Source organism: Streptomyces sp. NPDC060035 (assembly GCF_042736635.1).
GTDB lineage: Bacteria > Actinomycetota > Actinomycetes > Streptomycetales > Streptomycetaceae > Streptomyces.
In genome coordinates this window covers 217,715-237,247 of the sequence record NZ_JBHWVO010000009.1, presented here as the reverse complement: position 1 = coordinate 237,247, position 19,533 = coordinate 217,715, and the positions used below count along the sequence as shown (strand labels likewise).

Here is a 19,533-nt window from a genome sequence, read left to right as displayed (position 1 = left end):
CGTGTGGGAATACGGGGCTGGTGGGGAGGGAGCCGGTCGGTCCGGATCACGGACGACGCAGCGCGTCGGCCGCCGCGGTCGCGGCCGGGCCGGCCGCCAGCTCGGTCTCCAGCAGCTGCTTGCCGAGCAGCTCCGGGTCCGGGAGCTCCATCGGGTATTCGCCGTCGAAGCAGGCGCGGCACAGATTCGGCTTGTCGATCGTCGTCGCCTCGATCATCGAGTCGAGCGAGATGTACGAGAGCGAGTCGGCACCCATGGAGGTGGCGATCTCGTCGACGGACATGCCGTTGGCGATCAGTTCGGCGCGGGTCGCGAAGTCGATGCCGAAGAAGCAGGGCCACTTCACGGGCGGGGACGAGATCCGGATGTGGATCTCGGCAGCGCCCGCCTCGCGGAGCATCCGGACCAGAGCGCGCTGGGTGTTGCCGCGGACGATCGAGTCGTCGACGACCACCAGGCGCTTGCCCTTGATGACTTCCTTGAGCGGATTCAGCTTGAGGCGGATACCCAGCTGGCGAATGGTCTGCGACGGCTGGATGAAGGTCCGGCCGACATAGGCGTTCTTGACCAGTCCGGCACCGAACGGAATTCCGCTCGCCTCGGCGTAGCCGATGGCCGCGGGAGTGCCCGACTCCGGCGTCGCTATGACCAGATCGGCCTCGGCCGGGGCCTCGGCCGCCAGCTTCCGGCCCATCTCCACCCGGGAGAGGTAGACGTTGCGCCCGGCGATATCGGTGTCGGGGCGGGCCAGGTACACGTACTCGAAGACACAGCCCTTGGGCTTCGCTTCTGCGAAGCGGGAGGTGCGCAGGCCGTTCTCGTCGATGGCGACGAGCTCGCCCGGCTCGATCTCGCGAACGAAGCTGGCACCGCAGATGTCGAGGGCGGCGGACTCGGAGGCCACCACCCAGCCACGCTCCAGACGGCCGAGAACCAGGGGGCGGATGCCCTGCGGGTCACGGGCGGCGTAGAGGGTGTGCTCGTCCATGAAGACGAGCGAGAAGGCGCCCTTGACCTCGGGGAGCACCTTTGCGGCGGCCTCCTCGATGGTGAGCGGCTTGCCGTCGTCATCCGTCTGACCGGCGAGCAGCGCGGTCACCAGATCGGTGTCGTTGGTCGCTGCCACCTGGGTGGCACGGCCGTCCTTGCGGGGAAGGTCGGCGACCATGTCGGCGAGCTGGGCCGTATTGACCAGGTTGCCGTTGTGACCCAGGGCGATCGAGCCGTGCGCGGTGGCACGGAACGTCGGCTGCGCGTTCTCCCACACCGAGGCACCGGTGGTGGAGTAGCGGGCATGACCGACCGCGATATGGCCCTGGAGAGATCCCAGAGACGTTTCGTCGAAGACTTGCGAGACCAGTCCCATGTCCTTGAAGACCAGGATCTGGGACCCGTTGCTCACTGCGATGCCCGCGGACTCCTGTCCACGGTGCTGCAGGGCATACAGTCCGAAATAGGTGAGCTTGGCGACCTCTTCGCCCGGAGCCCAGACACCGAAGACGCCGCAAGCGTCCTGGGGGCCTTTCTCTCCGGGGAGCAGGTCGTGGTTGAGTCGTCCATCACCACGAGGCACGGCACCGAGTGTAGGCGAGATCGACCACCGGTCCGAATTGGGGAAGCGTCGCGCACGACCTGCGGGAGCACCTCGGACGTGGCCGGGAGGGGGCCCGACGGGCCGCTGCGGGTGACACCGAGCGATCACTCGGAGTGATCACGGCCGGATCGCCGGACCGGCATCCTGCGGGCGCGGGGCAGTCGGTGCCCGGACGAGCGGCTGGTTACCGGCCGGTTCAGGTCATCGGCCGAGGGGACGGCAAAAGGCTCGGCCGTGGCGCTCGGTGAGCCGGACCGCAGGACTGGACGGGCGCGAGCCGGACGCCCGTTTCGTGGTGAGCCTCACACTGAAGGGCGCGGCCGAGAGGTCTGCGAGCCGGCCCTAGGACCCCAGGAGCCGATCCGGACGACGACTGGGCGCCGGCCCGGAGGTCCGCGCGGCGGCCCGATGACGGCTGGCACGGGCCAGCAGGTCCGCGCGGCGGCCCGGACAACGGCGGGAGGTCAGCTCCGGGGTCCGCGCGGCGACCCGGACAACGGCGGGAGGCCAGCTCCCGGGTCCGCGCGGCGACCCGGACAACGGCGGGAGGCCAGCTCCCGGGTCTGCGCAGCGGCCCGGACAACGCCGGGAGGTCAGCTCCCGGGTCCGCGCGGCGGCCCGGGCGATGCCCGTGCGGACTGTCCGCAGTTCGAGACCGGCGTTGACAGGCTCATGGTCCGTTGGCAGGCTCCTGCCTCATGCAGCCCTTCGGTGATCTTTCGGTCACGCTCGTGGAGCGCCGCCACGTCGATCTGGGACGTGTCGCGAGCGCCATCTGTCGCTGCGTCTGAGCCTGCCGTGCTCCCGGGGCCGTAGGCCCCCGGTCCCGAACCTGCGGGACGTATGAGCCGATTTCTCGCTTTCCTCGCTTTCTGCCCGCTCACGGCCGAGTGCGTGCCCGCGCGCCCCCACCCCTGACGGGCTCCGTCGCGTTCATCCACCTCGTGCGCCTGCTCCGACCGGCGCCCGGGGCTCGCCCTGGAGACTTCATGCCCCCTCGCGATTCGAACACCAGTTCAGACCAGCGATCCGACTCACCTCTGAGCCGGCGTGCCTTCACCACCGCGGTGGGCGCGACCGCCGCCACTGCGGCCGTCGGAGTGCAGGCCGCCTCACCGGCCGCCGCGGCTCCCCGGCCGGCCTCCGACGACGCGACGCGTGAGCAGCCGTTCCGTGCCGCCCGCGGCAAGCACTCCCGGCGGCCCAACATCCTGTTCATCCTCGGCGACGACCTCGGCTGGGCCGACCTCTCCTCGTACGGGTCCCCGCACATCCGGACCCCCAACCTGGACAGGCTCGGCCGCCAGGGCGTGCGGTTCACAGATGCGTACGCCGGGTCCGCCACCTGCTCCCCCACCCGGTTCAGCCTCTACACAGGGCGCTATCCGGGCCGTACGAAGGGCGGACTCGCCGAGCCCATCGCGGACAGGTCGGTGGGACTCGAACCGACCCACCCGACGCTCGCTTCGCTGCTGCGCGGCGCCGGCTACTCCACCGCGCTGATCGGCAAGTGGCACTGCGGCTATCTGCCCGACTACAGCCCGACCAGGTCCGGCTGGGACGAGTTCTTCGGGAACTTCGGCGGGGCGCTGGAGTACTACTCCAAGCTCGGGCTCGGCGGTGAGTACGACCTGTACGAGGGCGACGCCGAGTACAAGGACCTGCGCTACTACACCCGGATCCTGACGGAGCGCGCGAGCGAGTACGTCCAGCGCGACCACGACGCGCCTTGGCTGCTCAACCTGAACTTCACCACTCCGCACTGGCCGTGGATCGCGGACGGCGACACCGAGGAGAGCGCCGAGATCGTCCGGCGCATCAAGGCCGGCGACGGAAGCGCGCTGTGGAACGCCGACGGCGGCTCGGTCCAGAAGTACACCGAGATGGTCGAGGATCTGGACCGCTCCGTCGGCGAGGTGCTGAAGGCCCTGAAGCGGTCCGGTCAGGAGGAGGACACCCTGGTCTTCTTCGCCAGTGACAACGGCGGCGAGCGGTTCTCCTACAACTGGCCGCTGTCCGGCAACAAGAGCTCGCTCCAGGAGGGCGGCATCCGTGTCCCCGCGGTGCTGCGCTGGCCCGCCCGCATCGACGGTCACCAGGTCAGCGACCTGCCGGTGTTCTCGCCCGACTGGACCGCGACGCTGCTGGAGCTCGGCGGGGCCCGGCCGGACCCTGCTTATCCGCTGGACGGCACCAGCCTCGCCGGATACCTGCTGCGCGATGAGGAACCGAAGGAGCGCGATCTGTTCTGGCGGGTGCGTGGGGAGCGGGCGCTGCGGCGCGGGGACTGGAAGTACTACCGGGGGAAGTCCGGCGCCGATCAGCTGTTCAAGCTGGCCGACGACCAGCGGGAACAGGCGAACCGGGCAGCGGCCGAGCCGAAGCTGCTGGCCGAGCTGCGGGCGTCGTGGGAGAAGACGAACGCCGGTCTGCTCCCGTATCCGACGGGTTCCTGATCCTGCGGCCCCGCGCGAGGGCTCAGCCCTTGGCTGCCGGGGCCGACGCGCCGAGTCCCTTGCCGTTCTCCGCGGTGAGGGACAGGGAGCGGTGCCCGATCGTGTACGTCGTCTTCCCCTTGAGGACGCCGAGCAGCGTGCGCTCCAGCTCCATCTCGGGCCCCGGGCACATCTTCCGCGTCGAGGCGAGCGGGCCGAAGGTGATCGTGGAGCCCGCGACCGTCGCCTTGCCGTGGAAGGAGTTGCAGCCGAGGCTGCCTTCCACGGAACCGTCCGTGCGGAAGGTGAGGTGCGCCCTGCCCTCCGTACCGGCGGGCAGGGAGGTGGTGGTGCTGCCGGACACCAGCCCCGTGACCTTCCAGGCGGTGCCGGTCAGCGGTGCCGGAGGCTCGGCGGCGAGAGCGATGGAGTCGCCCTCGGCCGTGGTCAGGGTCAGGGTCCTGCCGGCGCCCCGGCCCGTGACGGCGGCCTCGAGTTCGCCGTTGAAGGCACCGCCCATCGCCTTCTCGAACTGCTGGAGATCCTCCTCGCAGCCCATCTCGGTGGTGGTGCCCTGCCCGACGGTGACCGTGTCGCCGTCGATGCGGACGTCCGCGGTGAAGCGGTTGCAGCCCAGATTGCCGCTCGCCCTGCCCTGGGAGTCGATCTCGACGTGGGCACCGGCCGGAGCTGCGGTCTTCTTCCCGCCGACGGTGAGGGAGGACACGCTCCAGTGAACCCCGGTGACGGGCAGGTCGGTCCGCACGGTTCCGCTGCCGTCTCCGGATCCCGCTCCGGAGCCCGACTCCGTACCGCAGGCGGCAAGGGTGAGGAGGGCCAGGACGCTGACAGCCATACGTTGTCTGTGCATGGTCATGGGACGGATCGAGTAGCCGATCCGGTTCCCCTCAGCCCATCAGCGGGAGCAGATGGGCGAGGTCGGCCCGCTCACCACTGGCGCCGACCTGCGCATCGTCGAGCGCCCGCGCCCACTGCGTTCGGCCGGTGGCGAGACGGATCCAGGTGAGCGGATCCGTCTCCACGACGTTGGGCGGGGTACCGCGGGTGTGCTTGGGGCCGCCGATGCACTGGACGACCGCGAAGGGCGGGATGCGCACCTCGACGGACCCCCCGGGCGCCTTGTCGGCGAGGGCGTCGGCGAGCAGCCGGGTGCAGGCGGCGAGCGCCTGACGGTCGTACGGGAGGTCGAGGCCGGTCGCCCGGTGGAGGTCGTCCGTGTGCACGACGAGCTCGACGGTACGGGTGACCAGGAAGTCGCCCAGCCGCATGGTGCCCGCCCGGGTCGTCACCAGCCGGTCACCGGCCGCGGCGGGCACCAGCTCCGCGAACCGGGCGGCGGTCACGTCGTACAACGCGTCGAGGTCGGGCCACTCTTCGGCCAGTGCGCGGGTGGCATCGGCAATCCCTCCGGCGCGCCCGGCCGTGGAGAACGGCCACTCCAGCAGGGTGAGCCCGGGCTTCGGTCCGCCGGCCGGCTCGGGCAGCTCCAGGCTGTGACTGACACGCCCGAGGGCCATCGTCATGTGCGCGGCGAGGTCCCGTACGGTCCACTCCCCCAACCGGGCGGGCCGGGCGAGCTGTTCGGGCGTGAGGGTGCGCACGGCTTCCCGCACGTGGCCGAACTGGGCCAGGACCGCGGCGAGAGTCCTGGAGTAGTCGTACGCGCGCATGCGCTTCTTGGCCGGTGGCATAGGGGCGAGACTAACCGGCGCCTCCGACGGTCCTCTCACGTAGCACCCGGCTCAACTCCGTGCGAAGTCCCTCTTCTCGGGGAAGGTGACGCCGGTGCAGCCGCGGCGTTCGGTCGCGTCGTCGACGTATGCCCGGAACAGGGCTTCCAGCCGGTCGGCGACTATGCGGTCGTACGGATAGGACAGCCACATCACATGCACGGCGGGCCGGCCTCCGCAGACGGAGGACGCCCACCAGACGCCACCGGAGTCCGTGCCCGCGGTGCCCGGCGCAAGCTCCGTCGGCCCCAGGTTCTCATCACTCACAAGCCCCCGCGTCCCGTCGCCGACGTACGTCTCGGCCTTCACCCACCAGGGCAAGTACTTCAGCACGTCCCCCAACTTCTGCGGGTAGTTCGAGGTCTTCACGAAACCGGGGAAGATCCTGCGGATCTCCTTCTCCCCGACCGCCAGCACGCAGGCGTCATGGTCGCTCGCCCTGCCCGCCGGAGCGGCCAGCGCCCGGTCGGGGAGCCGGCCCCGGTCCTCCGTGGTCAGGAAGCGCCGGTACCAGGCGCAGGTGCCGCCCGTGCTCGCCGGATCGCCGAGCTCCAGCTTCGGCTCGGCCAGGGTGGCGGGAAGCTCGGGGAGGTCTGTCTTGCACCCCGTCCGCCCGGCAGCCCGGTCCACCGCCTGATGCGCCAGGCCGGCGAGCGTGCGGCGGTCCCCGGACGTGACGGGCTCGAGGTACCGGGCGACGGCCGTCGCCTCTATGGAGGAGACCGCGCCCCCCTTCCCGCACAACGCCCGGGCCGTCACCTTGTACTCGTCGTAGTCGCCCAGCCTGCCGTCTCCGAGCGGGTGCGGGAGAGCGTGGCGCACCACGACGGCCGGCTCGTCGGCCGTGTACGGGGCGCGGAAGGGCCGGTCGGTCTCTTCGTCGATCCCGGTCCCGTCCTCTTCGGTCTCCTCCATGTCCGGGTCCACCGCATGCCGGACGAGGGCCAACGAGAAGTGCCCGTAGGTCGTCCCGGGATCGCCGACCCGGTAGACGACACAGCCACTGGACCGCCGCTCGATGTCGGCTTCGTGCTCGTCGGAGAGCTCGACCCGGTCGATCCCTCCGCCGTTCAGCCCGAGGACGGGGCCGGGATCGATGAGACCGCCGCACGCCTCGGTGATGCGCTCGCGGCTCTCGGACCGGTCACGGAGGTCGATGAACTCCATGGCGAAGGCCCAGCCACTGAGCCCGATACCGGCGACGGCAAGCACGCACAGCAACGTGTTGAAGGCGTTGCGCCACGGCCCACCGTCGGGCCGTTCCCGTACAGCGCTTGCCTGTTGCGCACTGCTTCGATCGTCCACCGTCGCCCCCCGTACGGCCCCAGGCGTAAACGATCTCCAAGCTATCAGCCGCTACTGACAGCCTCGTCGGCCGTGAATACCTCGCCGTCGGCCGGTACGCCGATGCCCCGCCAGGTGAACGGGATCCCCCGTGCCACATCGAGATCGGGGTGATCCATCAGCTGGAAGTGCACATGCGGCTCGGTGGAGTTGCCGGAGTTCCCGCACCGGGCGAGCTGCTGTCCCTCCCGTACGGCGTCCCCCGCCCTCACCTGGAGAGAGCCGCGCCGGACGTGGGCGTACACGGCGTACGTACTGTCGCCGAGGTCGAGCACGAGGTGGTTGCCGACGATCCTGCCCGCGCCGGCCATGTCGCGGACGGACGCCTCGATCAGCATCAGATACGCGAGTGCCGGTCCGGAGTTCCGGCTGAGGTGATCGCGCTGCCCGTCGCTCGCGTGCACGACCGTGCCGTCCGCCACCGCGAGGAGCGGGGCGCCGAAAGCCGGGAAGTCGCGGTTCGGGCGAACGACGGGCCACAGCCGGCGGAAGGCCGGGCGGTTTCCCTCTTCCGGTTCGGCGACGATGTCGATCGCGTACGTCTGCCCGTAGCTGTGCGTGCCGTGGCTGGGCACCTTGTCCGCCGGGCTGTTGAGCGCGGTCCAGCGGCCGGTGACCGGCGGACCGACCTCGACAGCGGGCCGTGCCTTCGCCAGGCCCGCACGGCTGCGGCGGCTCACCAGGAGACCGATGGTGAGCGCCACCGCCGCAGGCACGAACGTCAGCCCGTAGGGGACGAGCGGATCCGTGAAGACGCTCACCAGCACCAGGGCGACGAAGGCGATCCAGCAGCAGCGGTACAGGATCATGGCGGCTTTGCGTACGGACATGACGTTCCCCTCGCAGCGTGTTCGGTCAGGGCCGGGCGGCCGTGAGCACCACCAGCAGCGGCACCACCCGGGTCGCCGGCACCTCGTAGCGCCCGCGTCCCGTCGTGTGGAGCCAGCCCCCGCCGGTGAGCAGGCGCAGGTGGTGGTAGATCTGACCGGTCGTGCCTGTCTCGTCCAGCTCGGCCAGCTCGGCAGCGGTACGCCTGCCGCCGAGGATCTCGCGGAGCAGCCGCAGCCGTACCGGATGGCCGAGCGCGGCCAGCGGTTCGGCGGCTTCCGCCCAGTCGGGGCGGTCCTCTTCAGAACCCAGGAGCCCTGCGGTGAGCGCGCCGTACTGCCACTCGTACCGCTCATCCGTCGGCAGCCGCACCGCGCCCGTGAACAGCACCCCGCCGTCGGCAGCGGCGTCCCCGACCTGTTCGAGCTGGTCCTTCAGCCCGGCCAGCGCCCAGAAGTCGCCCTCGCCCAGACTCGGCGACCTGCCGTCCGCCACCTGCTCCAGCACCGCCAGTCGGCGTTCCAGCTCGGCGACGCGCTCCTCAAGCTCCACAGCACACACCTTACGTAATTACGTAATCATCATCAAGGGATATCGGGCGGGAACACCGAAGCCCCCGTCCGGTCGACCCGGACGGGGGCTTCGGCACAGGCGGAAATCAGGCGAACAGACCCTCCAGGGTCCCCTCGTGCGCCGTACGCAGCTCGCTCAGGGGAATGGTGAACTCGCCCTGGATCTCGATCTCCTCGCCGTCCACGACACCGATACGGGTCACGGGCAGGCCCCGCGCCCCGCACATGTCGTTGAAGCGGAGCTCCTCGCTGCGCGGAATCGAGACGACCGCGCGCCCCGCCGACTCCGAGAACAGGAAGGTGAACGCGTCCAGACCGTCCGGCACGACCAGCCGGGCACCCTTCCCGCCGCGCAGGCAGGACTCGGTGACCGCCTGGATCAGACCGCCGTCGGAGAGGTCGTGCGCCGCGTCGATCATGCCGTCGCGGGAGGCCGAGATCAGGATCTCGCCGAGCAGCTTCTCGCGGCCCAGGTCGACCTTGGGCGGCATGCCGCCGAGGTGCTGGTGGATGACCTCGGACCAGGCCGAGCCGCCGAACTCCTCGGTCGTGTCGCCCAGCAGATACAGCAGCTGGCCCTCTTCGGCGAAGGCGACCGGCGTGCGCCGGTTGACATCGTCGATCACACCGAGCACGGCCACGACCGGCGTCGGGTGGATCGCCGTCTCACCGGTCTGGTTGTACAGCGACACGTTGCCGCCGGTGACCGGGGTGCCGAGCTCCAGGCAGCCGTCCGCGAGACCACGGGTGGCCTCGGCGAACTGCCACATGACGTCCGGGTCCTCCGGGGAGCCGAAGTTCAGGCAGTCCGAGATGGCGAGCGGCTTGGCGCCGGACGCGGCGACGTTGCGGTACGACTCGGCCAGCGCGAGCTGTGCGCCCGTGTAGGGGTCGAGCTTCGCGTACCGGCCGTTGCCGTCGGTCGCCATGGCCACGCCCAGGTTCGACTCCTCGTCGATCCGGACCATGCCTGCGTCCTCGGGCATCGCGAGCACGGTGTTGCCCTGCACGAAGCGGTCGTACTGGTCGGTGATCCAGGACTTGGAGGCCTGGTTCGGGGAGCCGACCAGCTTGAGGACCTGCTCGCGCAGCTCCGCGCCGTTCGCCGGACGGGCCAGCTTGCCGGCGTCGTCGGCCTGCAGCGCGTCCTGCCAGGAGGGGCGGGCGAAGGGGCGGTGGTACGTCGGGCCCTCGTGGGCGACGGACCGCGGCGGTACGTCCACGATCTGCTCGCCGTGCCAGAAGATCTCCAGCTGCGAGCCCTCGGTCACCTCACCGATGACGGTGGCGATGACGTCCCACTTCTCGCAGATCTCCATGAAGCGGTCCACGTGCTGCGGCTCGACGATCGCGCACATGCGCTCCTGCGACTCGCTCATGAGGATTTCCTCGGGCGAGAGGGAGGAGTCGCGCAGCGGCACGGTGTCCAGCTCGACGCGCATACCGCCGGAGCCCGCGGAGGCCAGCTCGCTCGTGGCACAGGAGAGCCCGGCGCCGCCGAGGTCCTGGATGCCCGCGACGAGCTTCTCCTTGAAGATCTCCAGGGTGCACTCGATGAGGAGCTTCTCCTGGAACGGGTCGCCGACCTGGACGGCGGGGCGCTTGGTGGGCTTGGTGTCGTCGAAGGTCTCCGAGGCCAGCACGGAAACGCCGCCGATGCCGTCGCCGCCGGTGCGGGCGCCGTAAAGGATCACCTTGTTGCCGGGACCGGAGGCCTGGGCGAGGTGGATGTCCTCGTGCTTCATCACACCGATGCAGCCGGCGTTGACGAGCGGGTTGCCCTGGTAGCAGGCGTCGAAGACGACCTCGCCGCCGATGTTCGGCAGGCCGAGACAGTTCCCGTAGCCGCCGATGCCCGCGACGATGCCCGGCAGGACCCGCCGGGTGTCGGGGTGGTCGGCCGCACCGAAGCGCAGCGGGTCGACGACCGCGATCGGACGGGCACCCATGGCGAGGATGTCGCGGACGATGCCGCCGACGCCGGTGGCCGCACCCTGGTAGGGCTCGATGTACGAGGGGTGGTTGTGCGACTCGACCTTGAAGGTGACCGCGTAACCCTGACCGACGTCGACCACACCGGCGTTCTCGCCGATGCCGACGAGCATCGCGTCGTTGTCGGGGACCTTCTCGCCGAACTGCTTGAGGTGGACCTTGCTGCTCTTGTAGGAGCAGTGCTCGGACCACATCACGGAGTACATGGCGAGCTCGGCGCCGGTGGGACGGCGGTCCAGGATCTCGCGGATCCTGGCGTACTCGTCCTCCTTGAGGCCGAGCTCCTTCCAGGGCTGTTCGGCGTCCGGGGTTTCGGCCGCGTGCTTGACCGTGTCCAGGCTCATGCGTTGACCAGCTTCTTGATGATCGAGGTGAAGAAACCGAGGCCGTCGATGCCACCGGTGCCGATCAGAGGCTCCACGGCGTGCTCCGGATGCGGCATCAGACCGACGACATTGCCCGCGGCATTGGTGATGCCGGCGATGTCGCGCAGCGAGCCGTTCGGGTTCAGGTCGGCGTAGCGGAACGCGACGCGGCCCTCGGCCTCCAGCTCGTCGAGCGTGTGCTCGTCGGCGGTGTACCGGCCGTCCACGTTCTTCAGAGGTACGGAGATCTCCTGGCCCGCGGTGTAGTCCGAGGTCCAGGCGGTCTCCGCGTTCTCCACCCGCAGCTTCTGGTCGCGGCAGATGAAGTGGAGGTGGTTGTTGCGCAGCATCGCGCCGGGCAGCAGGTGCGCCTCGGTCAGGATCTGGAAGCCGTTGCAGATGCCGAGGACCGGCATACCGGCCTTCGCCTGCTCGATGACGGTCTCCATCACCGGCGAGAAACGCGAGATGGCGCCGGCCCGCAGATAGTCGCCGTAACTGAATCCGCCCGCCAGGATGACCGCGTCGACCTGGTGGAGGTCCTTGTCACGGTGCCAGAGCGAGACGGGTTCGGCGCCCGCGATCCGGACGGCCCGCAGGCTGTCCCGGTCATCGAGCGTGCCGGGGAAAGTGACGACTCCGATACGAGCAGTCACTTCGGCTCCTCGGCCTTCTCGTCCGCCTCGATCTTGACGGTGAAGTCCTCGATGACGGTGTTGGCGAGGAAGGTCTCGGCCATCTCGTTAATACGGGCGAGGGCGGCATCGTCGACCGGCCCCTCGACCTCGAGTTCGAAACGCTTTCCCTGACGTACGTCCGCGATTCCTTCGAAGCCGAGACGGGGCAGTGCGCGCTGCACAGCCTGTCCCTGCGGGTCGAGGATCTCCGGCTTGAGCATGACGTCGACTACGACGCGTGCCACTGGCACTCCCGGTGGTGTGGTGCGGCTGTGTCTCCGAGGGGTTCCCCAGATCCCCGCGGGTCCACTCAGCGTACCTGGCCAGAAATTCTACGCGGGTAGATATCGGGTGGACCGGATCACGCCGAGATATCGACCGCGACAACATGCAGGGAAAGTCCTGGAAAAAAATCTTCACCCGGATTGCACGCGGACACGCGGATGTAATTGCCTGGGCTTCACAATGCTGCTCCTGCCGCTGTACAAATGATTACCGGGGAAAGCACCATTGCCCCGGAACAGTCGACACCAGTCGATCCGCATCCGCCTAGCAGCCGGAAGGCCGGCATCAGCGCATGTCAGAAGCGACGATGCCGTAGGAAAGGACCGATATCCGTGGCTCAGCGTGTAGTAGTTACGCTCTCCGACGACATCGACGGGGGAGAAGCGGCGGAAACGGTCACCTTCGCCCTGGACGGGAAGTCGTACGAGATCGACCTCAATCCCGTCAACGCAAAGAAACTGCGCAAGGCTCTGGCCCCGTACGTGACGGCCGGCCGAAAGCAGACAAATGCCAGCAAGCACGGCAAGACCCCGGTGTCGTACCGCCATACGTCCCTCGCGCCCGACCCGGCGGCCGTGCGCGCCTGGGCCCGCTCGCACCGGATGGAGGTGCCGGCCCGCGGCCGGATCCCCAAGAAGGTCTACGAGGCGTTCCACGCCGCCAGTTGAGAGGTACTTCCGGAACGTCCCGTTCCGGAACGATCTCCCCGGCTCCCCGGAAGAACACCCCGGGGAGCCGACTTGCACAACACCCCTGCAGGTCGGCTAGAGTCTGGAGCACGCCGAAGGGCAGGGCCGAAAAGCCCGGCCCCACGCAGCGTGCGGGTGTAGTTCAGTAGTAGAACATCCCCCTTCCAGGGGGAAGGCGCAGTGTGCAATTCCTGTCACCCGCTCTTCACTGCCTTGCCGGACCACTCCGGTGGATCAGGTAGAGTAGTGAGCGCTCCACCGGTGAAAGCCGAGTGGCAGCAATGCGGACGTAGCTCAGTTGGTAGAGCGCAACCTTGCCAAGGTTGAGGTCGCCAGTTCGAACCTGGTCGTCCGCTCGTGTTCAAAGGCCCCGGTCGATATCGACCGGGGCCTTTGTCGTACCCCCTTATCGACTCATGACGTTTGTCATGAGCAGTGATGACAGCGCGCACTGCGCGTGGCCGTGATCCGGCGGAAGTCTTGGGTCATGACCAGCGACGACTTTCTCCTCCCCGGCGCGGCCATCGAAGCGAGCGAGGTCCGGCGGCGTTACGCGGGCGGCTTCGAGGCCGTGAGCGGGATCTCCTTCTCCGTGGCCCGTGGCGAGCTCTTCGCCCTGCTCGGGACGAACGGCGCAGGAAAGACCTCCACCGTCGAACTGCTGGAGGGACTGGCCCGCCCGGACGGCGGCACCGTGCGCGTACTCGGCCACGATCCGTACCGTGAGCGCGCTGCCGTCCGGCCCCGGACCGGAGTGATGCTCCAGGAGGGTGGCTTCCCGTCCGACCTGACGGTCACCGAGACCCTGCGGATGTGGGCAGGCTGCACCAGCGGCGCGAGGCCACCTCGCGAGGTACTCGATCCGGTGGGCCTCGGTGACCGCGCCGGCGTCCGGGTCAAGCAGCTCTCCGGCGGGGAGCGCCGCCGCCTCGATCTGGCGCTGGCGCTGCTCGGACGCCCGGAGGTCCTCTTCCTTGACGAGCCGACGACGGGACTCGATGCCGAGGGCCGGCGCGACACCTGGCGTCTGGTGCGGGAGCTGCGGGAGGGCGGCACGACCGTCCTGCTGACCACGCACCACCTGGAGGAGGCCGAGGCGCTCGCCGACCGACTGGCGATCATGCACCAGGGGCGGATCGTCACCGCGGGCACGATCGCCGACGTGACGGCCGGGCGTCCGGCCCGGATCCGCTTCGAGCTCCCCGAGGGGGTGACAGCGGCGCAGCTCCCGCTGTCGCTGCGGGCGGCGGCCGAGGGCCGACGCATCGACATCCGTACCCACGGCCTCCAGGAGTCCCTCCACGAACTGCTCTGCTGGGCCCGGGAGTCCGGCGTACAGCTGCACGGGATCGATGCACGTTCCGCCTCGCTCGAAGAGGCGTTCCTGGATATCGCCGGTACGCACGTGCAGGCGGAGAGGGTGGCAGCGGCATGACGAGCACCACGGTGACGGGGCGGCTGGGCGCCCTCGGGCGGGCCGAGCTGACCCTGCTCGTACGCAACAGGACGGCGGTGTTCGTCGCGCTGCTGATGCCCCTGCTGATGATCTTCGCCATGAAGTCCTCGCTCGATCGGATGGATCTCGGCGGGACCGGACTGACTGTCGCCGGAGCCGCCCTGACCGGGGGCCTCGGCATGGTGCTGCTCCAGGTCGTCTACATGAACCTGGTCGCCACCTACGTGGCCCGTCGTGAGGAACTCGTCCTGAAGCGGCTGCGCACGGGAGAAGTCTCCGACCGCGAGATCCTCATCGGTACGGCGCTCCCGGCGGTGTCGCTGGCCTTCGCCCAATGCGTCCTGATGATCGCTGTGGGAGGACTCGCCTTCGGCCTGGGCGCACCGCAGCGGCCCGGGCTGCTGGTGCTGGGGCTGCTCCTGGGGGTGCTGTTGCTGTCGGCGCTGGCGGCGGTCACGTCCGTACTGACGCGCACGGTGCAGACCGCCCAGCTCACCACGCTGCCGGTCTTCTTCGTCTCGATACTGGGCTCCGGACTCTTCGTGCCGCTGGAGATCCTCCCGGACCGTGCCGCGTCACTGTGCGAACTGCTGCCGGTGACAGGCGTGATGACGCTCGTACGGGCCGGCTGGCTGGGCGGCGGGGACGGTTACGACCTGCTCGGGGCGGGGCTGACCGCACTGGTCTGGACGGCGTGCGGGGTGTTTGCTGTGCAGCGCTGGTTCCGCTGGGATCCGCGACGATGAGCCGGGAACGCGGGACACGGGCGGCGACACACGGGGACGGGAACACCATGACCAGGGAGAAGGCCGGCGAGGGCGGCGGGGACCGGTTGTGGGCGCGGCTGGCCGGACGGCAGGCGCTGCGGTCCGCCAGGACCGACACCGCGAAGGTCGAGCTCTACACCCGCTTCACGTTCCACGCGACGGCCGGTCTCGAAGCCGGTGCGCTCGCCTTTCCGCAGCTGTTCGCCGAACGGCAGCCGGCGGGCGTGTGGCTGTTCCTGCTCCTCCTCGCGCATTCGGTGGTGTGCGCCGCCCTCTGCTCCAGGGCCCTGGACTGGCGGCTGGGCCGCCGGGAGCGTCCCGTATCGCTGATGGTGGCCACCGCCGCACTGTCCGGTGCGGGCATCTTCGTCATTCTGCTGCTGCTCGACACCGGAGCGATCGGCAAGGAGGACGACTTCGGGCTGCTGGTGATGGGGATACCCGCCTTCGGCGTGGCAACGCTGGTGCTCGGCCTGCGGACGACGGAACACCGCGTGTACGCGGTGCTCGGCGCCCCGGCCGCGACAGCTGTCGCCACGGCTGCGCTGGGTCTGGGCCCGCAGCAGACGTGGCTGAACTTCGTCGGGGTCACCGCGGCCGGCTCGCTGCTCGCCCTCGCCTACGTCTTCTCGGCCTGGCTCGTCGGCGTCGTCCGCGAACTGGACGCCTCGCACGAACTGCGGACCCGTCTCGCGGTCGCGGAGGAACGGCTTCGGTTCGGGCGTGACATGCACGATGTGATGGGGCGCAATCTCGCGGTGATGGCGCTGAAGAGCGAGCTGGCTGTCCAACTGGCCGAGCGGGGAAGGCCGGAGGCCGTGTCGCAGATGGCTGAGGTTCAGCGGATCGCCCAGGAGTCGCAGCGCGAGGTCCGGGACGTCGTACGCGGCTACCGGGAAGCGGACCTGCGCATCGAGCTGGAGGGAGCACTGGGCGTGCTGAAGGCCGCGGGAATCGACTGCGTCATCCATGGGCTCGACGACGGGCCGATGACCCTCCCGCCGGACGTCCAGTCCGCGCTGGGGTGGGTGGTACGGGAGGCGACGACGAACGTGCTGCGGCACGGCGATCCACGGCAGTGCACGATCAGTCTCACCACGACGGAGCCGTCCGGGGGGAAGAGAGCGCCCGGAGGCCCGCGACACGGAGAGGTGATCCTGACGGTGCAGAACGACGGCTTGGCCGAGCCGGCCGGCGGCCCGCACGAGGGTGCGGACGAGGACGGTGCGGGCACCGGCTCCCGGCCGGCGCCGCCCCGGACCGCGGCCGGTTCGCCGGTGGGCTCCGGCCTGGTCGGCCTGCAGGAGCGGCTCGCCGCCCACGGCGGCACGCTGGAAGCGGGCCCGACGCGGAGCGACGGCTGCTTCCGGCTCACCGCACGGGTGCCCCTGCCCGCTCCGGGCACGGACCACGACCGCGACTCCTCCCCCCCTTCCTTCACCCCCTCCACGTCGGACGAGGTGGCCGCGTGATGCCCGGACAACGACCGGCTCCCATTCGGGTCCTGCTGGCCGAGGACGAGCACCTGATCCGCGGTGCGCTCGCCGCGCTGCTCGCCCTGGAGGACGACATCGTCCTGGTCGCCGAGGCGGCGACCGGCCCCGAGGCCCTCGCGATGGCCATGGCGCACCGGCCCGATGTCGCGGTCCTGGACCTGGAGATGCCGGGCGCCGACGGTGTGAAGGTCGCCACATCTCTGCGCACCGGACTGCCCGGCTGCCGGACCATGATCGTGACGAGCCACGGCAGACCCGGGCACCTGAAGCGGGCACTGGCGGCGGGCGTCCGGGCCTTCGTGCCGAAGACGGTCAGCGCGCGTCGGCTGGCCGAGATCATTCGTACCGTGCACGCGGGAAACCGCTACGTGGACCCCGAGTTGGCCGCCGACGCAATTTCCGCGGGGGACTCTCCGCTGACCGCGCGTGAGGCCGAGGTGCTGGAACTCGCGGCGGACGGGGCGCCGGTCGCGGAGATCGCGGAGCGGGCGTCGCTGTCCCACGGGACCGTGCGCAACTACCTGTCGTCGGCCGCTTCCAAACTCGGCGCGGAGAACCGTCATACGGCAGTGCGTCTCGCACGGGAGCGGGGTTGGGTATAGTTAGCAGCGCGCTTCGGCGCATGCGAACGTAGCTCAGCTGGTAGAGCGCAACCTTGCCAAGGTTGAGGTCGCGAGTTCGAACCTCGTCGTTCGCTCCATGCAAGAAGGCCCCGGTCCTCGTGACCGGGGCCTTCTGCTGTTACGACCAGCGGGTGCCGGTCAGGAGCTCGTACGCGTCCAGGTACTTCGCCCGGGTCGCGTCGACGATCCCCTGCGGCAGTGCCGGGGGCGGCTGCTCGCTGTGCCGGTCCCAGCCGGAAGCCGCCGACGTCAGCCAGTCACGTACGAACTGCTTGTCGTACGAGGGCTGCGCCTTGCCCGGCTTCCAGGTCGCGGCGGGCCAGAACCGCGAGGAGTCCGGGGTCAGCACCTCGTCCGCGATGATCAGTTCCTCGCCGCCGTCCGCGGTCGGTGCGAAGCCGAATTCGAACTTCGTGTCGGCGAGGATGATCCCGCGCTCGCGCGCGATGTCCCGGGCGCGCCCGTATACGGCGAGTGTCGTCTGCCGCAGTGCGGCAGCCGTCTCGGCGCCGACCTCGCGGGCGACCTCCTCGTACGACACGTTCTCGTCGTGGTCCCCGACCGCGGCCTTGGTGGCGGGCGTGAAGATCGGCGCCGGGAGCTCGGAGCCGTCGACGAGCCCCTCGGGAAGCGCGAGGCCGCAGACCGTACGCGTCGCGTTGTACTCGACCAGACCGGATCCGGTCAGATAGCCCCGGGCGACGCACTCGACCGGGACCATCCGCAGCGACCTGCAGATCAGCGTGCGGCCCGCCCAGTCGGCGGGGGCTCCGGCGGGGAGCTCCGCGGACAGGACGTGATTGGGCACGAGGTCGGCGAACTGGTCGAACCACCACAGCGACAGCTGGGTGAGTACCCGCCCCTTGTCCGGGATCTCGGTGGGCAGGACCCAGTCGTACGCGGACATACGGTCGCTGGCGACCATGACGAGGTCGCCCGCCTCGTTCCGGTACAGGTCGCGCACCTTGCCCGTATGCAGGTGGGTGAGCCCCGGTACCTGCACGGGCTCGGGCTTTTCTACGAAACCGGACACGCTGCCTCCGCGTAGGTTGATCCAGGAGTCGCTCCGATTGTCCCGCATGCGAACGGGCTACGACGCCACGGGTCCGCCACGGACCCGACCCGGGGCATGGCGCGGGTCCGCCACGGGCCCGTCCCGGGCCATGGCGAGGGCGGGGAGGTCACTCAGTCGCGCTTGCAGATCCGGTCGAGCAGGTTGGCCGTGGCCCGCTGGATGCGGGTGTCCACATGGCCCGGGCGGTCCAGCGCCGGTGACCAGGCGAAGGTGCCCGACGCGAAGACGAGCGCGCCGGACGGGGCCCGGTACAGCGAGGTCTCCTGATGCCGGGTGGCCCCGTCGCCGTCCCGGTAGGGGGAGTGCGCGAGCAGCATGCGGTTCTCGTGCTCGGGCAGCGACGTACGCGGGAAGTAGCGGTCGGCCTCGCCGGCGACCAGCCCGTCGATCTCGTCGCCCTCGGCCGCTCCGGTGGCCTCCCAGAGCCAGTGCTCGGCGTTGCGGACGACCAGGGGGTGGGCTTCGGGGACCCGGCCCGCGTACTGGATGCCGAGCAGCTGCTGTTCGGCACGGTCGACCTCGCGCCACAGCGCGGACTTGCCCGGGCCGCTGCGCTTGCGGCAGGTCAGGAGGCGGTCGGGGACGCCCGAGGGGGACGGGGAGAGGCCGACCTGCCAGTACATGGTGTTGGCGGAGAGAAAGACGAGGGAGGTGCCGGTGTCGCGGGCGCGCTCGGCGGTACGGCGCATGGGCACCGACCAGTACTCGTCGTGTCCTGGGAAGACGAGGCCCCGGTAGCGGCTGGGGTCGACGCGCCCGGCATGCAGATCGCGGGCGTCGGCGTACGCGAGGTCGTAGCCGTAGCGCTCGGCCCAGCGGATGAAGTCGTAGGCGTGGCCGACGTGCAGGGGGAGGCCCGCGCCCGCGTAGGGGCGGTCGAAGGAGATGGTGACAGCGGCGTCCTCCTCGCCCAGCAGCCTGCCCTGTTCGTCCCAGGCGTGATAGAGGCTGGCCCCCGTACGGCCGTCCTCCGGGTAGAGGTTGTACGCCTGCCAGGTGATGTCCGGGAGCAGGAGCAGCAGATCCGCGGGATGGTCGTCGCGGACCGTGAAAGGGATGTGGGAGCGGTAGCCGTCGGCGGTGGTGAGGACCGCGACGTACGCACCGACCGACCAGTAGCCGGGGATCTGCAGACGCCAGGACAGCCACCAGTGATGGCAGGAGACCGTGCGGTCGGCGGCGAGCGGGGGCGGCTGGACGATGCCGGACAGCCGGGGACTCGTGGTGATCTTGGCGGCGCCGTCCCCCGCGTAGTGGCCGATGCGGTAGATGTCGACGGAGAACTGCTGGGGCGGGTCCACCGTGATGTGGAAATCGATCGCCTCGCCGGGTGCCGCGGCGCCCGGTGACACGAAGCCCTTGATCTGGCGGTGCACATCGTCGGCCGTACGCGTGCCGCCACCGGCCCCGCCGCGGCCCAGGTCGGGGTCGGCGTACCAGGGGACGACCTGACCGGTGTCGTCGAAGTAGTTCTCGCTGCCTCGCAGCCACGGCAGCGGGCCCTGCCCGAAGGGGTCGCTCACCGCGTGCGCGAGGGCACCCGATTCCCATCGCCGGATCTGCTCGGCCCCCATACCGCTCCCC

General features: G+C 70.0%; 18 protein-coding genes and 3 tRNA genes. 10 read left to right on the top strand and 11 right to left on the bottom strand.

The annotated features are described in order from the left end of the window. Positions 1-46 precede the first annotated feature (46 nt). Entirely contained in the window at positions 47-1,573 is a 1,527-nt protein-coding gene (gene purF / locus ACFWBQ_RS17255; RefSeq protein WP_385489070.1) for an amidophosphoribosyltransferase, read from the bottom strand. Positions 1,574-2,292: 719 nt separating this feature from the next. On the opposite strand from purF, the gene ACFWBQ_RS17250 reads away from it, so the two are divergent. Further along, the gene (locus tag ACFWBQ_RS17250) at positions 2,293-2,385 is read left to right on the top strand and encodes a putative leader peptide (protein WP_385489067.1); all 93 of its coding nucleotides are present in this window, start codon (positions 2,293-2,295) and stop codon (positions 2,383-2,385) included. Between the two features lie 198 nt (positions 2,386-2,583). After that, positions 2,584-4,050: a sulfatase gene (locus ACFWBQ_RS17245; protein ID WP_385489065.1), complete on the top strand. Its 1,467-nt coding sequence runs from the start codon at positions 2,584-2,586 to the stop codon at positions 4,048-4,050. A 22-nt stretch (positions 4,051-4,072) separates the two neighbouring features. On the opposite strand, the gene ACFWBQ_RS17240 is transcribed toward ACFWBQ_RS17245, so the two are convergent. From ACFWBQ_RS17240 to purS, 8 genes are all read right to left on the bottom strand, one after another. Next, positions 4,073-4,906, bottom strand: a complete 834-nt coding sequence (locus ACFWBQ_RS17240; protein ID WP_385489062.1) for an META domain-containing protein — start codon at positions 4,904-4,906, stop codon at positions 4,073-4,075. 31 nt (positions 4,907-4,937) lie between these two features. Further along, positions 4,938-5,741, bottom strand: a complete 804-nt coding sequence (locus tag ACFWBQ_RS17235; RefSeq protein WP_385489059.1) for a sterol carrier family protein — start codon at positions 5,739-5,741, stop codon at positions 4,938-4,940. A 51-nt stretch (positions 5,742-5,792) separates the two neighbouring features. Continuing rightward, complete coding sequence (locus ACFWBQ_RS17230; protein WP_385489057.1) at positions 5,793-7,085, bottom strand: hypothetical protein; 1,293 nt, start codon at positions 7,083-7,085, stop codon at positions 5,793-5,795. A gap of 44 nt (positions 7,086-7,129) precedes the next feature. Further along, positions 7,130-7,954 (bottom strand): M23 family metallopeptidase, encoded by an 825-nt coding sequence (locus ACFWBQ_RS17225; protein WP_385489054.1) that lies wholly within the window; start codon positions 7,952-7,954, stop codon positions 7,130-7,132. Positions 7,955-7,979: 25 nt separating this feature from the next. Further along, on the bottom strand, positions 7,980-8,504 hold the full coding sequence (locus ACFWBQ_RS17220) for an ArsR/SmtB family transcription factor (protein WP_385489051.1): 525 nt from the start codon (positions 8,502-8,504) through the stop codon (positions 7,980-7,982). Between the two features lie 106 nt (positions 8,505-8,610). After that, positions 8,611-10,860 carry a phosphoribosylformylglycinamidine synthase subunit PurL gene (gene purL, locus ACFWBQ_RS17215; protein WP_385489048.1) on the bottom strand — a complete coding sequence of 750 codons (2,250 nt, stop codon included), beginning with the start codon at positions 10,858-10,860 and terminating at the stop codon, positions 8,611-8,613. Further along, positions 10,857-11,537, bottom strand: a complete 681-nt coding sequence (gene purQ, locus ACFWBQ_RS17210) for a phosphoribosylformylglycinamidine synthase subunit PurQ (RefSeq protein ID WP_385489045.1) — start codon at positions 11,535-11,537, stop codon at positions 10,857-10,859. The genes purL and purQ overlap by 4 nt, the downstream gene beginning before the upstream one ends. Continuing rightward, positions 11,534-11,803 (bottom strand): phosphoribosylformylglycinamidine synthase subunit PurS, encoded by a 270-nt coding sequence (gene purS, locus ACFWBQ_RS17205; protein ID WP_329208849.1) that lies wholly within the window; start codon positions 11,801-11,803, stop codon positions 11,534-11,536. The genes purQ and purS overlap by 4 nt, the downstream gene beginning before the upstream one ends. A gap of 372 nt (positions 11,804-12,175) precedes the next feature. On the opposite strand from purS, the gene ACFWBQ_RS17200 reads away from it, so the two are divergent. From ACFWBQ_RS17200 to ACFWBQ_RS17165, 8 genes are all read left to right on the top strand, one after another. Then, positions 12,176-12,511, top strand: coding sequence for an Lsr2 family protein (locus ACFWBQ_RS17200; protein ID WP_385489042.1), 336 nt, complete (start codon positions 12,176-12,178; stop codon positions 12,509-12,511). A 152-nt stretch (positions 12,512-12,663) separates the two neighbouring features. Further along, positions 12,664-12,735, top strand: a tRNA-Gly gene (locus ACFWBQ_RS17195). Between the two features lie 80 nt (positions 12,736-12,815). Beyond that, positions 12,816-12,888, top strand: a tRNA-Gly gene (locus ACFWBQ_RS17190). Positions 12,889-13,019: 131 nt separating this feature from the next. Continuing rightward, positions 13,020-13,967: an ABC transporter ATP-binding protein gene (locus tag ACFWBQ_RS17185; protein ID WP_385489040.1), complete on the top strand. Its 948-nt coding sequence runs from the start codon at positions 13,020-13,022 to the stop codon at positions 13,965-13,967. Continuing rightward, positions 13,964-14,734, top strand: a complete 771-nt coding sequence (locus ACFWBQ_RS17180; RefSeq protein ID WP_385489037.1) for an ABC transporter permease — start codon at positions 13,964-13,966, stop codon at positions 14,732-14,734. Before ACFWBQ_RS17185 ends, ACFWBQ_RS17180 begins: the two co-directional genes overlap by 4 nt. 47 nt (positions 14,735-14,781) lie before the next feature. Beyond that, entirely contained in the window at positions 14,782-16,227 is a 1,446-nt protein-coding gene (locus tag ACFWBQ_RS17175) for a sensor histidine kinase (protein WP_385489035.1), read from the top strand. Next, positions 16,227-16,853: a response regulator gene (locus ACFWBQ_RS17170; protein WP_385489032.1), complete on the top strand. Its 627-nt coding sequence runs from the start codon at positions 16,227-16,229 to the stop codon at positions 16,851-16,853. Before ACFWBQ_RS17175 ends, ACFWBQ_RS17170 begins: the two co-directional genes overlap by 1 nt. A 22-nt stretch (positions 16,854-16,875) precedes the next feature. Beyond that, positions 16,876-16,951: transfer RNA gene (locus tag ACFWBQ_RS17165), tRNA-Gly, on the top strand. A gap of 41 nt (positions 16,952-16,992) precedes the next feature. On the opposite strand, the gene ACFWBQ_RS17160 is transcribed toward ACFWBQ_RS17165, so the two are convergent. Together ACFWBQ_RS17160 and ACFWBQ_RS17155 are read right to left on the bottom strand one after the other, a co-directional pair. Further along, positions 16,993-17,907 (bottom strand): phosphoribosylaminoimidazolesuccinocarboxamide synthase, encoded by a 915-nt coding sequence (locus ACFWBQ_RS17160; RefSeq protein WP_385489030.1) that lies wholly within the window; start codon positions 17,905-17,907, stop codon positions 16,993-16,995. A 152-nt stretch (positions 17,908-18,059) separates the two neighbouring features. Continuing rightward, a complete protein-coding gene (locus ACFWBQ_RS17155; protein WP_385489028.1) occupies positions 18,060-19,523 on the bottom strand; it encodes a N,N-dimethylformamidase beta subunit family domain-containing protein in 1,464 nt (487 codons plus the stop codon). Positions 19,524-19,533 lie beyond the last annotated feature (10 nt).

Bases quoted from the DNA above. Each gene is read 5' to 3' on its own strand.
- ACFWBQ_RS17250 (WP_385489067.1), top strand. From the start codon at position 2,293: ATGCAGCCCTTCGGTGATCTTTCGGTCACGCTCGTGGAGCGCCGCCAC.
- ACFWBQ_RS17245 (WP_385489065.1), top strand. From the start codon at position 2,584: ATGCCCCCTCGCGATTCGAACACCAGTTCAGACCAGCGATCCGACTCA.
- ACFWBQ_RS17240 (WP_385489062.1), bottom strand. From the start codon at position 4,906: ATGACCATGCACAGACAACGTATGGCTGTCAGCGTCCTGGCCCTCCTC.
- ACFWBQ_RS17235 (WP_385489059.1), bottom strand. From the start codon at position 5,741: ATGCCACCGGCCAAGAAGCGCATGCGCGCGTACGACTACTCCAGGACT.
- ACFWBQ_RS17225 (WP_385489054.1), bottom strand. From the start codon at position 7,954: ATGTCCGTACGCAAAGCCGCCATGATCCTGTACCGCTGCTGCTGGATC.
- purL (WP_385489048.1), bottom strand. From the start codon at position 10,860: ATGAGCCTGGACACGGTCAAGCACGCGGCCGAAACCCCGGACGCCGAA.
- ACFWBQ_RS17185 (WP_385489040.1), top strand. From the start codon at position 13,020: ATGACCAGCGACGACTTTCTCCTCCCCGGCGCGGCCATCGAAGCGAGC.
- ACFWBQ_RS17180 (WP_385489037.1), top strand. From the start codon at position 13,964: ATGACGAGCACCACGGTGACGGGGCGGCTGGGCGCCCTCGGGCGGGCC.
- ACFWBQ_RS17175 (WP_385489035.1), top strand. From the start codon at position 14,782: ATGACCAGGGAGAAGGCCGGCGAGGGCGGCGGGGACCGGTTGTGGGCG.
- ACFWBQ_RS17170 (WP_385489032.1), top strand. From the start codon at position 16,227: ATGCCCGGACAACGACCGGCTCCCATTCGGGTCCTGCTGGCCGAGGAC.
- ACFWBQ_RS17155 (WP_385489028.1), bottom strand. From the start codon at position 19,523: ATGGGGGCCGAGCAGATCCGGCGATGGGAATCGGGTGCCCTCGCGCAC.